This is a genomic window from Burkholderia sp. BCC0506, from assembly GCF_902833145.1.
Classification (GTDB): Bacteria; Pseudomonadota; Gammaproteobacteria; order Burkholderiales; family Burkholderiaceae; genus Burkholderia.
On sequence record NZ_CADFEN010000008.1, the window covers coordinates 107,817 to 120,897 of the forward strand.

Below are 13,081 nucleotides of genomic sequence, written 5' to 3' on the forward strand. Positions count from 1 at the left end.
GACAACAGGATGGTTTTCATGAAGGTGCGTGAACGATGAAGAGACATATCAACCGATACTGATCCGCGTCGCGCCCGCATCGACGAGCCGGAACAGCAGATCCTCGACGGCGGTCTCCGGCGCGGAACCGAGATCCGCTTGGACGCGCCAGCCCTGTTCCGTGCGGACCGGTTCCGACAGATAGTGAACGATACCGTGCAACCCGTCTTCGGCCGGCGTGTTCTCGTCGTCCCCGTCGAACCACGCGAGGAACCACGTCTTGAAGGTGTCGTTGGCCGTGCTTTCGTCGAGACCGTCGGCCTCGACCGCGGCCCAGTCCCATACGAACGGGCGGATCGATACGGCCACTGTTTCGAGCTCGAACGCGAACGGCTCGAAATCCAGCTGCGTGGCCGAGTCGACCATCGCGGGCTGGCCGGCCGATTCGTCGTCGGCGGCGATGGTATCGGCGCGGCACGGCAACGCGAGCGGGCCTTCGGTGGCCAGCGTGCCGTCGGCCCGCCGATAGGCCGGCTCGACAACGACCGCCGGTTGCGTGGCCGCTTTCGCGAGCAGGTCGGCATAGGGTTGGCGGATGGCGCGGAGCAATTCGGAGACGGTCATCGTGGCGTGTCGGGCAAAAGGTGAACGATCGATCGCAGGCAGTGCATCGTGCAGCCTGCGTCGAACGAGGAGGCGCATCGGCAGCAGACAATCACGATCGTACGGCACTGCGGTGACACGCGACCACTCGGCCGAATGGCCGAATTGGCTGGCGGACCCGATCGCCGTAACGTTGCGACCATGATGTCGATGCCGATCGCCTTCCCCGTCGCCACCCGCTACCGTTCCGCGCGGGTGCCATAATCGAGCCTGCCCATCATTCCAGACAGACGTCCCCCGGAGAATCACCATGCAGAACCTCGACAATCCTTCTCACGATCGCGAGGTAGGCAGCGCCGACGCGACGCAGGACACCACGCGCATCGACGATGTCCGCATCGGCGCCGTGCGTCCGCTGATTTCGCCCGCGCTGCTGCTCGACGAGCTGCCGGTGCCTGCGGCCACGCAGACGCTCGTCGAGGATACGCGCCGCGCGATCGGCGACATCCTGCACGGCCGCGACGACCGGCTGCTGCTCGTGGTCGGCCCGTGCTCGATCCACGATCACGACCAGGCGCTCGATTACGCGCGTCGCCTGAAGGCCGCCGCCGACGCGCTGAAGGACGACCTGCTGATCACGATGCGCGTGTATTTCGAGAAGCCGCGCACGACGGTCGGCTGGAAGGGTTACATCAACGATCCGCGCCTGGACGGCAGCTTCCGCATCAACGAAGGGCTGCGCGCCGCGCGGCAACTGCTGCTCGACATCAACGCGCTCGGCCTGCCCGCATCGACCGAATTCCTCGACCTGCTGAGTCCGCAGTACATCGCCGACCTGATCGCGTGGGGCGCGATCGGCGCGCGCACGACCGAGAGCCAGAGCCATCGCCAGCTCGCGTCGGGGCTCAGTTGCCCGATCGGCTTCAAGAACGGCACCGACGGCGGCGTGCAGGTCGCGTCGGACGCGATCGTCGCCGCGGCGGCGAGCCATGCGTTCATGGGGATGACGAAGATGGGGATGGCCGCGATCTTCGAGACGCGCGGCAACGACGATGCGCACGTGATCCTGCGCGGCGGCAAGAACGGCCCGAACTACGACGCCGAGCACGTCGAAGCGAGTTGCGCGGTGCTGCGCAAGGCCGGCTTGCGCGAGCAGGTGATGGTCGACTGCTCGCATGCGAACTCGAACAAGTCGCACGAGCGGCAGATCGAGGTGGCGCAGGATCTCGCGCGGCAGTTGGGGCAGGGCGAGCACCGGATCGTCGGCGTGATGGTGGAAAGCCATCTCGAAGCCGGGCGGCAGGACCTGAAGCCGGGCGTGCCGCTGAAGTACGGCGTGTCGATCACCGATGCGTGCCTGAGCTGGGCGCAGACGGAGCCGGTGCTCGACGTGCTGGCGGAGGCGGTGCGGCATCGCAGGGTGTATTCGCGGAATGCGTGATGCCACGTGGAGGCGCGGCACCCGCCGCGTTGTTCGATGCGCCGCGAAGATCGGATGCACCAGCGTGCGGTTGTCCTGATCGACAGGCCGCGGCGCCGTTTTTCCGTGCCGCACGCCCCGTCTGTGTGCGCAATCATTGATCCTGATCCGGCTTGCCTCGTCTGCCACGTTGCACGCTGAACGCACGATCCGGTGATTGCCGCTACCATGAACTCTGTGTTGCACGCCGCGGCCCGGCCATGCCGGTCCGCCACGCACACACGCAGTGGCGGCGCGGCCGGCCGCCACGCGCCCGACGAAGCGCGGGGCGGCCATCCGCGGGGCGGCCATCCGCGGGGTGCGCAGCGATCAGGCATTGCACCCGCGTCGCTTCGCCCCCGGAATCCACAACAACCGAACCGGAGTGCAACGCATATGAAGTTCTACAAGACCCTCATCGCAGCAACTGTCCTCGCGTCGAGCGTCAGCGCACACGCGCAGATCGCGGGCGCGCAGCCGATCAGCGTGACCGTCGAGCAATCGCAGGCGCTGCTCGAAGGCTGGAGCGTGAAGAAGAGCGTGCTCGGCAAGACCGTGTACAACGACGAGAACCAGAAAGTCGGCAAGGTGCGCGACCTGATCGTCGCGCCGGACGGCTCGGTGTCGGCCGCGATCGTGTCGGCCGGCGGCTTCCTCGGCGTGGCCGCGCACGACGTCGCGGTGCCGATCGCGTCGCTCGACGTGCGCAACGGCAACATCTACCTGCCGGGCGCGACGAAGGAGGCGCTGAAGGCCACGCCGGCGTTCCAGTATGCGAAGGTGCCGTCGCCGCCGAAGCCGAAGAAGCTCGACGAAAAGCACTGATTTGCCGTATCGCGCGGCACGCGTCGTGCGTCGCGTGCCGCGCGTCCTTGCGACGGTCAGGTTGCGTCGAGTCCGCCGTCGACCGTGATCACCTGCCCCGTCATCCATGCCGCCTGCGGCGACGCGAGCGACACGATCCAGTTCGCGACGTCCGCGGGCTCGCCGCGCCGGCCAAGCGGAATGCGCGTGCGCTCCTGCGCCTTGATTGCTTCGATGTCGGGTGCTGACAGCTTCATCCGTTCCGACAGGAAGTCCGTTTCCGTCGGGCCCGCCGCGACGGCGTTCACGCGTACGCCCGCCGATGCGAGCTCGAGCGCCCAGCAGCGCGTCAGATGCTCGAGCGCGGCCTTGCTCGCCGCATAGTGCGACAACAGCGCCGCGGCCTTGTGTCCGAACGTGCTCGACACGTTGACGATGCTGCCGCGGGCTGCTTTCAGATGCGGCAACGCGGCGGCCGCGAGCATCGACGGTCCGAGCGTATTGACTGAAAAGATCGCGCTGATCGCTTCGAAGGTAGCCGACCCGAGCGGCAGGATTGCACCTGCGCCCGCATTGTTGACCAGCACATCGAGCTGCCCCGCCAGTGCGACCGCTTCGTCGATCGTGCGCGCGGCGTCGGCCGGATCGCCGGCATCCGCGACCACGTAGTCGATGCCCGGCGCGCTGCGCGCGGCGGCGGACAGCGCGTCTTCGCGGCGGCCCGTGATGACGACGCGCGCACCCTCGCGTGCGAACGCGACGGCCGCTGCCAGCCCGATGCCGGCACCGCCGCCGGTAATGAGGACCACCTTGTTGTCGAATGACTGCATGATTTTCCCGTGAAGATGATGGGTTGAACGTGCGTGCCGTTTAGCGTTCGTGCGCATCGTCAGTCGGCGCCAGCGTCACCACGTGGCTGATCCCTTCGTGCGCCATCTTCGTATACGGACTGAAACGCTCGGTGTTGCGGACGAGTTCTTCCGCCACCGCGCGTTCGATGCCCGGAAGCCGCACGCGGATATTTGCGCTCAGCATGAACAGGCCGTCCATCGGATCGCGGCAGAAGTCGATCGACGCGGACACCGATGCATCGGCGATCGGCACGCCGGCCCGTGCAGCCAGCAGGCTCAGCGCACCGTGAAAACACGCCGCATAGCTCGCGGCGAACAGTTGCTCCGGGTTCGGTCCGTCGCCGGGCCCGCCGAGTGCCGGCGGCAGGCGCAGCTCGACATTCAGGCGCCCGTCGTCGGAACGCGCGACGCCCGATGCGCGGCCGTGCTCAGCCGCGCCGCCCGTGACGGTCACCGTCGTCGAGTACAGCGTCTGCGGTTCTCGTCCGCGATACCGGTCGAGCAGCGACAGCGGCGGCGGGCGCAGCGGCGTCATGGCGTGCGTGATCCGGTGGCGGGGTTCAGCGCGCGAGCGCGTGCTGCCGGAACCACGCGTCGAAGGTCGTCGCGCCGAGGCGCGCGCCGGGCGCGGGCACGAGCGTGTCGTCCTGCAGCACGGCGCCGAAGTAGTCGGCGCTGGCGTCGCGCGTCACCGTGCGCGCGTCGTGCGTCGCCGACAGGAAACTCTCGACCAGATCGGCGATCCGCACGCGTTCCGGGCCGCCGATTTCGGCGATGCCGTTGCGCGGCGCGTCGAGCGCGAAGTCGGTCACCGCGGCCGCGACGTCGTCCGAGGCGATCGGCTGGAAGTGCGCGGTGCTCAACCGGACCGTATCGCCTTGCGCGCCGGCCTGCGCGATGGCCCCGACGAATTCGAAGAACTGCGTCGAGCGCACGATCGTGTACGGCACGCCTGCGTCACGGATCAGGTTTTCCTGAATGATCTTGCCGCGGAAATACGCGCTCTGCTGCAGCCGGTCGGTACCGACCACCGACAACGCGACGTGATGGCGCACGCCGGCCGCGTGCTCCGCGGCGAACAGGTTGCGCCCCGACGCCTCGAAGAACGCCTTCACGGCCGCTTCCTCGAACGACGGCGAATTCGCGAGATCGACCACGACCTGCGCGCCGGCGAGCGCGTCGTCCAGTCCCGCCCCCGTGATCGTATCGACGCCCGTCGACGGCGCTGCCGCCACCGCGTCGTGGCCGCGTGCGATCAGATTTCTGACGACCTTGCTGCCGATCAGGCCGGTACCACCAATCACGACGATTTTCACGATTGCTCTCCTTGAACGGGCGCGCGACATGCGCGCCGCTTGAATCTGCCGAAGCCGGCGCCCATCGCGTTCGCGCGATCGGGCCACGGCCTTGTCGAACGGCGCAGCGCCATATGCGCGTGCCCGTCGAACAGCCCGCATCGTAGGTATGCGCCGCCCGGTCCGGTAGGGTCCGGCAGGCCCTCACCGTGTTGCCGTGCATGCATCAATCGACGGTCTCCAGCGGCGCCATCGTCGTCATCGTCGTCAGGCACTGCAGGTCGCGCGCACGCGTCTGCTCGATCATGTAGTCGATGAACACGCGAATGCGCGTGGGCAAGTGCTTGCGGCTCAGGTAACAGAGATAGTGGCCGCCATCGTCCGGCGCGTGCTGGCCGAGACAGCTCACCAGCCGGCCGTCGGCGAGCAGGTCGCACACCTGGTACGCGGGCAGTTGCGCGATGCCGAGCCCGTCGAGCGCCGCGCGCACGACGAGGTCGATGTCGTTGAACGTGTGATGCGCGGCGAGCTGGCGCTGTTGCGTCACCCCGTCGATCCTGAATTCCCATTCCGTCACGCGGCCCGATGCGGTGCACAGGTTGATGCAGCGATGCTGCATGAGGTCGTCGACGTGGCGCGGCAAGCCGTGCCGGTGCGCGTACGACGGCGATGCGCAGACGATCATCTGCATCGGAATCAGCCGGCGCGCGACGATTGCGCTGTCCTCCATGCGGCCGTCGCGAAACGCGACGTCGATGCAGTCGGCGGAGAAGTCGGCCGGGCGGTCGTTCAACAGCAGGTCGAGCGTGATGTCCGGATACCGCGCATGGAAATCGCGCAGCAGCGGCGCGACGACCTTGCGGCCGAAGCCCGGCGTCGAACCGATGCGCAGGTGTCCGCTGGGCGGCCCGCTGCGCAGCTCGCGCATGTCCTCGAGCGCCTGCGCCAGATGCTCGATGCCGGGCCGGCAGTTCTCGTAGAAGAGCTCGCCTTCGCGCGTCAGCGACATGCTGCGTGTGGTGCGCTGGAACAGGCGTGCGTCGAGCCGGTCCTCGAGCCGTTGCACGTGGCGGCTGACCGACGAGCGCCCGACGCCGAGACGATCGGCGGCGCGCGCGAAGCTGCCCTCGGTGACGACGGCGAGGAACGTGACCACGCCGGCATAGCAGGTCGAGAAGCTGCGCGCGAACGGGTCGTCGGCGTCGGGGCGGCGGATGGAGGTATCAGACATGGAGGCGCTGGAATCGTGGTGTCCGTATGCGACTAGACGTTTCAGCGCTGCCGCCTGTGACACCGCCCGCCGCATTTCTTCAAAAAAAGGGCGTGGCGGCGTGCGAGCCGGTTATTTTTCCGGCACGAGCACGGGCGCGCCCTTGTCCTTCAACAGCAGCACGATGAACTTCGCGGGCCGCGTCCGGCTCGCGTTGCGTCCGACCGTGTGCAGGTCGTTCGGGCCCTCGTAGAAGGTCTGGCCCGGTTTCAGCGTGACGGGCGCGCCGCCCTTCACCTGCATCACGATCGACCCTTCGACCACATAGACGAACGCGTCGGCGTGGTGACGGTGGACCGGGTCGACCGCGCCGGGCGGATACTCGACCGAGATCATCGTCGCTTCCTTGCCCGGGTACGCGTCGAGCGGCTTCGTCATCAACGGCGTGACGATGGCCGAGGGCGCCGCGCGAACGGCGCCGGTCGCGGCGCCCGCGATGACGAGCGCGGACGCGATCAGCTGTTTCATGCGAATCATGGTGGTGGCTTCCGGTGGGCCGCCGGCCGACGGCCGGCAGCGAGGGAGGGGCGTGGCCTGCCGTCGGGCGCGCCCGTCAGGCGAGATTGGCCTTGTCGAGGCCGAACGCCTTGTCGGACGAGCCTGGCACGGTCCGGAACGCGACATTGGCGCGGTTCCAGCCGTTGATCGCCACCACTTCGAACGTCAGGTCCGACAATTCCTGCTCGGAGAACTGGCCGCGCACGCGGTCGTAGAGGTCGTCCGGCACGCCGTGCGCGGGCAGGGTCGTCAGCACCTCGGTCCACGCGAGCGCGGCCCGTTCGCGCGGCGAGAAGAGCGTCGATTCGCGCCACGTCGCCAGATGATGCAGGCGCAGCTCGCGCTCGCCGTGGATGCGCGCCTCCTTCACGTGCATGTCGACGCAGAACGCACAGCCGTTGATCTGCGAGGCCCGGACGGACACGAGATCGCGGATCGATTCCTCGATCGCGCTGTTGCGCAGCAGGTTGCTCAGTTCGAGGAATTTCCGGAACAGCTCGGGCGACTGTTGAATGTAGTTGAGACGCTGCGTCATGATTTCTCCTGGCGACGAAGAGGCTGGCCCGCGTGGCGCGGGTGTCGTGGGCGGCAGGGCGCCGCGCGAAATCATCTTAGGAGTGTGCACCGGGGCGCGGTAGCCACGCACAGGGACGCATCGTGTTGCGCGCGCTGCACCAATCCGGGCTCGACGGCGAGCGCGGCCAGCGCCGGCGCGCGGCGATGCGCGAGTCAGCCGGCGGCGCAGGCGCTCGCGATCCGGGCGAGCTTCTCCGGGTTGCGCTGCACGAGAATCCGGCCGATGCGCGTGCCGTCGGTGTCGAACGACATCGCCGCTTCGAGTTGCCCGTCGATGAAACGCAGCAGCGCCCACTGGCCGTTCAGCACGACCGGCCGCATCTCGACACCGCTGCCGCAGCGCAACCAGGTCGCATAGAACAGTTGAGCGATCCGCCGGCCGCCGACCATCGGTTTCGGGAAGCTCTGGACGTGACCGCCGCCGTCGCCGATCAGCATCGCGTCTTCGGCGAGCAGCGCCTGGATCGACGGGAAGTCGCCTTGCGCGAGTGCATGCGTGAACGTCTGCAGCAGCCGGCGATGCGTTTCGTGCGGCACCGCGTGCCGCGGCTGGGTATCGTCGCGCAGCCGCGCGCGGGCCCGGCTGACGAGCTGACGGCACGCGGCTTCGGTCTTGCCGATCGCGTCGGCGATCCGGTCGTAGTCGAATTCGAAGATTTCATGCAGCAGGAACGCCGCGCGCGCTTCCGGCGTCAGCCGTTCGAGCAACAGCAGGTACGCGACCGATACGTCGTTCGCGCGCTCCATCATTTCCTCGGGCGTCGCGGGCGATTCGCCAAGCTCCGGTTCGGGCAGCCACATACCCGTATAGTGCTCGCGCCGGAGCTTCGCCGCGCGCAGGCGATCGATCGACGTCCGCGTCGTGACCGAGACGAGCCACGCCTCCGCGTTCTCGATACCGTCGTGCGCCGCGTCGTGCCAGCGCAGCCATACGTCCTGCACGATGTCCTCGGCATCCGCGACGGAGCCGAGCATCCGGTACGCGATCTTCTGCAGGCGCGGACGCAGCGCGTGGAAGATTTGTGCGTCGTCGGTCATGACAGCCACACCCCGCTGAACCCGAACGTCACGGGCCCGCTCAGGAACACGCTGCCGGCGCCATGCCATCGAACGACGACGTCGCCGCCGTCGCATGTCACGCGCACGGTCTCGTCGAGCAGCCCGCGCCGGATGCCGTTGACCACCGCGGCGCACGAACACGAGCCGGAGCCGAGCGGCACGCCGCCGCCGCGTTCCCAGATACGCAGACGAATGTGCGTGCGATCGATCACCTGAACGACATGCACGTTGGTTTTCAGCGGAAACAGCGGATGCGTTTCGGTCGACGGACCGAGCGCTTCGAGGTCGACCGCCTCGGCATCGTCGACGAAGAACGTGCAATGTGGATTGCCCATGCTGCACGCGGCCGGCGCGCCGGGCAGCGGCAGCGCGAGCGTATCGACGGCTTCCGAGACCGGCACGTCCTGCCAGTCGAGCCGCGGCGCGCCCATTTCGACCTGGATCAGCCCGTCTGCCTCCTGCGCACAGTGCAGGCGCCCGCGATTCGTGCGCAGCACGACCGACGCCGCGCCGGTTTCCCGCATCAGCTTCCACGCGACGCCGCGTGTCGCGCTGCCGCAGGTATCGAGCGCCGAGCCGTCCGGGTTCCGGAATGCGACGCGGGCCGCCGCGTCGTCGCAGTCCGAGATCACCGCGAGCTGGTTGAAGCCGATGCCGCGATGCCGATCGCCCATGCGCCGCGCGAGGTCGCGATCGATGCGCTGCGCGGGATCGTGTCCCTGCCCGCGCAGGTCGACGATGACGAAGTCATCGCCATTCGCGTTCATCTTCTGAAATGCGAGCGGCATGGCGGTTCCGGAGTGGGGGCAGGCGAATACTGTACGTGGCTCGCCGGTCGCGGGCAATCGTCGCCCGACGAGGCGCGCGCGCCAACGATCTACGTAATTCTACGTAGATCCTCATACGTAGTTATCCGCTTGTAAGCGGCCCCCGTCGCGCGGAATACTACGGCCCATCGTCGCGGCTTCTGCGAGGCCGCGGCACGACGCATCGACGTCACGCGGGTTCGGCCCCTCGCCGCATCCACTCAAAAACACATTGGAGACCAGGAGACGCCATGAATCGGGCTTCCAGTACCCTGCTCTGGATCGCGGTCGCGCTGCTCGGCGCGTTCGCATTCGGCACGATCGCACTCGCGCACGGCGAGCGCGTCAGTGCCCTCTGGATCGTGATCGCCGCAGTCTGCGTGTATCTGATCGCGTATCGCTTCTACAGCCGTTTCATCGCCAGCAAGGTCATGCAGCTCGACGGGCTGCGGATGACGCCGGCGGTCAAGTACAACGACGGCCTCGACTACGTGCCGACCAACAAGTACGTGCTGTTCGGCCATCACTTCGCCGCGATCGCCGGCGCTGGTCCGCTCGTCGGCCCCGTGCTCGCCGCGCAGATGGGCTACACGCCGGGCATGCTGTGGATCCTCGCCGGCGTCGTGTTCGCCGGCGCGGTGCAGGACTTCATCGTGCTGTTCATCTCGACGCGCCGCGACGGCCGCTCGCTCGGCGATCTCGTCAAGATGGAGCTCGGTACGGTGCCCGGCGTGATCGCGCTGTTCGGCGCGTTCCTGATCATGGTGATCATCCTCGCGGTGCTCGCGCTGATCGTCGTGAAGGCGCTGACCAATTCGCCGTGGGGCACGTTCACCGTCGCCGCGACGATTCCGATCGCGCTGTTCATGGGCGTCTATACGCGCTACATCCGCCCGGGCCGCATCGGCGAAGTGTCGATCATCGGCTTCGTGCTGCTGATGGCGTCGATCGCGTTCGGCCAGACCGTGCACGATTCGCCCGCGCTCGCCGCGTGGTTCACGTTCAGCGGCACGCAGCTCACGTGGATCCTGATCGGCTACGGCTTCGTCGCGTCGGTGCTGCCGGTGTGGCTGCTGCTCGCGCCGCGCGACTACCTGTCGACGTTCCTGAAGATCGGCACGATCCTCGGCCTCGCGATCGGCATCCTGGTCGTCGCGCCGGAACTGAAGATGCCCGCGCTGACGAAGTTCGTCGACGGCACGGGCCCGGTGTGGTCGGGCAACCTGTTCCCGTTCCTGTTCATCACGATCGCGTGCGGCGCGGTGTCGGGCTTCCACGCGCTGATCTCGTCGGGCACGACGCCGAAGCTGATCGACAACGAAACCAACGCGCGCTTCATCGGTTACGGCGCGATGCTGATGGAATCGTTCGTCGCGATCATGGCGCTGGTCGCCGCGTGCGTGATCGAGCCGGGCATCTACTTCGCGATGAACGCGCCGGCCGCCGTCCTCGGCTCGACGCCGGAAGCGGTCGCGAACACCGTCACGCAATGGGGCTTCGTGCTGACGCCCGACATGCTGACGCAGACGGCCAAGGCCGTCGGCGAAACGACGATCATCGCGCGTGCGGGCGGCGCGCCGACGCTGGCCGTCGGCATGGCGCACATCCTGCACCAGGTGATCGGCGGCGAAGCGATGATGGCGTTCTGGTATCACTTCGCGATCCTGTTCGAGGCGCTGTTCATCCTGACGGCCGTCGACGCGGGCACGCGTGCGGGCCGCTTCATGCTGCAGGACCTGCTCGGCACGTTCCACCCGGCGCTCAAGCGCACCGAGTCGCTGCCCGCGAACCTCGTCGCCACCGCGCTGTGCGTGGCCGCATGGGGCTACTTCCTGTACCAGGGCGTGGTCGATCCGCTCGGCGGCATCAACACGCTGTGGCCGCTGTTCGGCATCTCGAACCAGATGCTCGCGGCGATCGCGCTGGTTCTCGGCACCGTCGTGCTGTTCAAGATGAAACGCGAGCGCTATGCGTGGGTGACGATCGTGCCGACCGCGTGGCTCTTGATCTGCACGCTGACGGCCGGCTGGCAGAAGATTTTCGACGCGAACCCGAAGGTCAGCTTCCTCGCGCACGCCGCGAAGCTGCAGGCCGCGGTGGACGAGGGCAAGGTGCTCGCGCCGGCGAAGTCGATCGCGCAGATGAAGCGGATCATCTTCAACGACTACATCGATGCGGCGCTGGCCGGGTTGTTCATCTTCGTCGTCGTGAGCATCGCGGTGTACGGCCTGCTCGCCGTGCTGCGCGCGCGCCGCGAGTCGAAGCCGACCGTGCGCGAGACGCCGTACGAAGCGATGCCGGCCGCGCAGGCGCTCGGCAGCGGACGCTAACGGGAGGCCGCGATGTTCACCGATCTCGGTAGCGACTTGCGCAGTGCGGGGCGTTACCTCGGGCAGGCGTTGCGGCTGATGGTCGGCCTGCCCGACTACGATACCTACGTCGCGCACATGCGCGACACCCATCCGGACCGCGAGCCGATGACGTACGAGGAATTTTTCCGCGAGCGTCAGAATGCGCGGTACGGGTCGGGCGCCGGGAAGTGTTGCTGAACCGGGCCGTTTCAATGACCTGACGAATCGGTTCGGTTATCGAACGGGAAGCGCCGCGACGGATGTCGCGGCGCTTTTTCTTTGGTGGCGCCGGCGGCACACCTCGCACGGCGGCTGGGCGCCGTTTGCCCGGGCGCAGCACGGCGATATCCGGCCGCCGGTATCATGGAGCTCCCTCTTTTTCCGATGGACCGCAGGAGAACACGTCGTGCATGTCGGTGAGCGTTTCAACAGTATTTCCCATCTCGTCGGCGCGGTGCTGTCGGTGGCCGGCCTCGTCGCGCTCGTGACGATGGGCGCGCTCGAAGGCGACCCGTACAAGGTGGTGAGCTTCAGCGTGTATGGCGCGATGCTGATCCTGCTCTACGCGATCTCGACCGCATATCACAGCGTGCGCAACCCGCGCCTGAAGGCGATCCTGCAGAAATGCGACCATTCGGCGATCTACCTGCTGATCGCCGGCAGCTATACGCCGTTCACGCTGGTCACGTTACGCGGCCCGTGGGGCTGGTCGCTGTTCGGCGTCAGTTGGGGGCTCGCGGTGTTCGGTATCGTGCAGGAGCTCACGCTCGGGCGCCGCACGCGCCTGCTGTCGATGATCCTGTACGTGCTGATGGGCTGGCTCGCGCTCGTCGCCGTGCGGCCGCTGCTCCATGCGCTGCCGCCAATCGGCACCGCGTGGCTCGTGGCCGGCGGCGTGATCTACAGCGCGGGGATCTACTTCTTCGTCAACGACGAACGCATTCGCCACGGGCACGGCATCTGGCATCTTTTCGTGCTGGCCGGCAGCCTGTGCCAGTTCGTCAGTGTCGCGATGTATGTCGCGTGAGCGGCGTGGGGCGATGAGCCTGTCATGCTCCGCGCGTGGCGAGTCGGCCGGAGAATGCGCTACTGACGCGCGACGGCCCGCAGCGCGCTGAACCCGATCCACCCCCAGTAAACGCGATGATGCGCGATCAACCCGTCGCGCAGGTCCATCACCTCGACGAGATCCACCTGGTCGCCGTTCGGCGTTGCGCGCGGGTATTCCCAGACGAGCTGGCGACCGTTCGAGAAGAACAGCCCGGTCCGGTACCAGCGTCCGAGCTTGTTGTCCGGATTGCGCAGGCCGGCCGCGAAGAACGCGCCGATCGCGGCCTTGCCGTGCAGCACGCCCGAGCCGTGCGCGGGCAGCGTGGCGACGACGAGCGGGGTTTCGAGCACCGCGTCGTCGGCATACAGCGACATCAGTGCGTCGAGGTCGCGGGCGACGACGGCTGCGTGCCAGTCTTCATGGATGCGCCGGGCGTCGGCGTTGGTGTCTGCGGCTGTCATGGCGGGTTTCCGGAAATC

Annotated in this window: 15 protein-coding genes; 5 read left to right on the forward strand and 10 right to left on the reverse strand. The window is 67.6% G+C overall.

Annotation, left to right across the window (positions count from 1 at the left end; genetic code table 11):
- Positions 1 to 48: 48 nt before the first annotated feature.
- A complete protein-coding gene (locus tag HWX62_RS19625) occupies positions 49 to 603 on the reverse strand; it encodes a hypothetical protein (protein WP_175931222.1) in 555 nt (184 codons plus the stop codon).
- Positions 604 to 892: 289 nt separating this feature from the next.
- On the opposite strand from HWX62_RS19625, the gene HWX62_RS19630 reads away from it, so the two are divergent.
- Both HWX62_RS19630 and HWX62_RS19635 read left to right on the forward strand, forming a co-directional pair.
- The gene (locus HWX62_RS19630; RefSeq protein ID WP_226210353.1) at positions 893 to 2,023 is read left to right on the forward strand and encodes a 3-deoxy-7-phosphoheptulonate synthase; all 1,131 of its coding nucleotides are present in this window, start codon (positions 893 to 895) and stop codon (positions 2,021 to 2,023) included.
- A 414-nt stretch (positions 2,024 to 2,437) separates the two neighbouring features.
- Positions 2,438 to 2,866, forward strand: a complete 429-nt coding sequence (locus HWX62_RS19635) for a PRC-barrel domain-containing protein (protein ID WP_006485034.1) — start codon at positions 2,438 to 2,440, stop codon at positions 2,864 to 2,866.
- A gap of 56 nt (positions 2,867 to 2,922) precedes the next feature.
- Here HWX62_RS19635 and HWX62_RS19640 read toward each other — a convergent pair whose 3' ends face one another.
- The 8 genes from HWX62_RS19640 to dapF all read right to left on the reverse strand — a co-directional run bounded on the left by HWX62_RS19640 (position 2,923) and on the right by dapF (position 9,182).
- Entirely contained in the window at positions 2,923 to 3,675 is a 753-nt protein-coding gene (locus HWX62_RS19640) for an SDR family oxidoreductase (RefSeq protein ID WP_175931123.1), read from the reverse strand.
- A 40-nt stretch (positions 3,676 to 3,715) separates the two neighbouring features.
- Entirely contained in the window at positions 3,716 to 4,231 is a 516-nt protein-coding gene (locus tag HWX62_RS19645) for an Ohr family peroxiredoxin (protein WP_175931124.1), read from the reverse strand.
- A 25-nt stretch (positions 4,232 to 4,256) separates the two neighbouring features.
- Positions 4,257 to 5,012 (reverse strand): SDR family oxidoreductase, encoded by a 756-nt coding sequence (locus tag HWX62_RS19650; RefSeq protein WP_175931125.1) that lies wholly within the window; start codon positions 5,010 to 5,012, stop codon positions 4,257 to 4,259.
- 205 nt (positions 5,013 to 5,217) lie between these two features.
- Complete coding sequence (locus HWX62_RS19655) at positions 5,218 to 6,222, reverse strand: LysR family transcriptional regulator (RefSeq protein WP_175985211.1); 1,005 nt, start codon at positions 6,220 to 6,222, stop codon at positions 5,218 to 5,220.
- Positions 6,223 to 6,333: 111 nt separating this feature from the next.
- On the reverse strand, positions 6,334 to 6,738 hold the full coding sequence (locus HWX62_RS19660; protein ID WP_175931127.1) for a cupin domain-containing protein: 405 nt from the start codon (positions 6,736 to 6,738) through the stop codon (positions 6,334 to 6,336).
- 76 nt (positions 6,739 to 6,814) lie between these two features.
- Positions 6,815 to 7,294: a carboxymuconolactone decarboxylase family protein gene (locus HWX62_RS19665; protein ID WP_175931128.1), complete on the reverse strand. Its 480-nt coding sequence runs from the start codon at positions 7,292 to 7,294 to the stop codon at positions 6,815 to 6,817.
- Positions 7,295 to 7,488: 194 nt separating this feature from the next.
- The gene (locus HWX62_RS19670; protein ID WP_175931129.1) at positions 7,489 to 8,373 is read right to left on the reverse strand and encodes an RNA polymerase sigma-70 factor; all 885 of its coding nucleotides are present in this window, start codon (positions 8,371 to 8,373) and stop codon (positions 7,489 to 7,491) included.
- A complete protein-coding gene (gene dapF / locus HWX62_RS19675) occupies positions 8,370 to 9,182 on the reverse strand; it encodes a diaminopimelate epimerase (RefSeq protein WP_175931130.1) in 813 nt (270 codons plus the stop codon). Before dapF ends, HWX62_RS19670 begins: the two co-directional genes overlap by 4 nt.
- A gap of 269 nt (positions 9,183 to 9,451) precedes the next feature.
- On the opposite strand from dapF, the gene HWX62_RS19680 reads away from it, so the two are divergent.
- From HWX62_RS19680 to HWX62_RS19690, 3 genes are all read left to right on the forward strand, one after another.
- Positions 9,452 to 11,530 carry a carbon starvation CstA family protein gene (locus tag HWX62_RS19680; RefSeq protein WP_175931131.1) on the forward strand — a complete coding sequence of 693 codons (2,079 nt, stop codon included), beginning with the start codon at positions 9,452 to 9,454 and terminating at the stop codon, positions 11,528 to 11,530.
- A 12-nt stretch (positions 11,531 to 11,542) separates the two neighbouring features.
- Positions 11,543 to 11,749, forward strand: a complete 207-nt coding sequence (locus HWX62_RS19685; RefSeq protein ID WP_011881067.1) for a YbdD/YjiX family protein — start codon at positions 11,543 to 11,545, stop codon at positions 11,747 to 11,749.
- Positions 11,750 to 11,957: 208 nt separating this feature from the next.
- Positions 11,958 to 12,578 carry a hemolysin III family protein gene (locus tag HWX62_RS19690; RefSeq protein WP_175931132.1) on the forward strand — a complete coding sequence of 207 codons (621 nt, stop codon included), beginning with the start codon at positions 11,958 to 11,960 and terminating at the stop codon, positions 12,576 to 12,578.
- Positions 12,579 to 12,637: 59 nt separating this feature from the next.
- Here the strand turns inward: HWX62_RS19690 and HWX62_RS19695 are convergent, their stop codons facing one another.
- Entirely contained in the window at positions 12,638 to 13,063 is a 426-nt protein-coding gene (locus HWX62_RS19695; protein WP_175931133.1) for a nuclear transport factor 2 family protein, read from the reverse strand.
- Positions 13,064 to 13,081 lie beyond the last annotated feature (18 nt).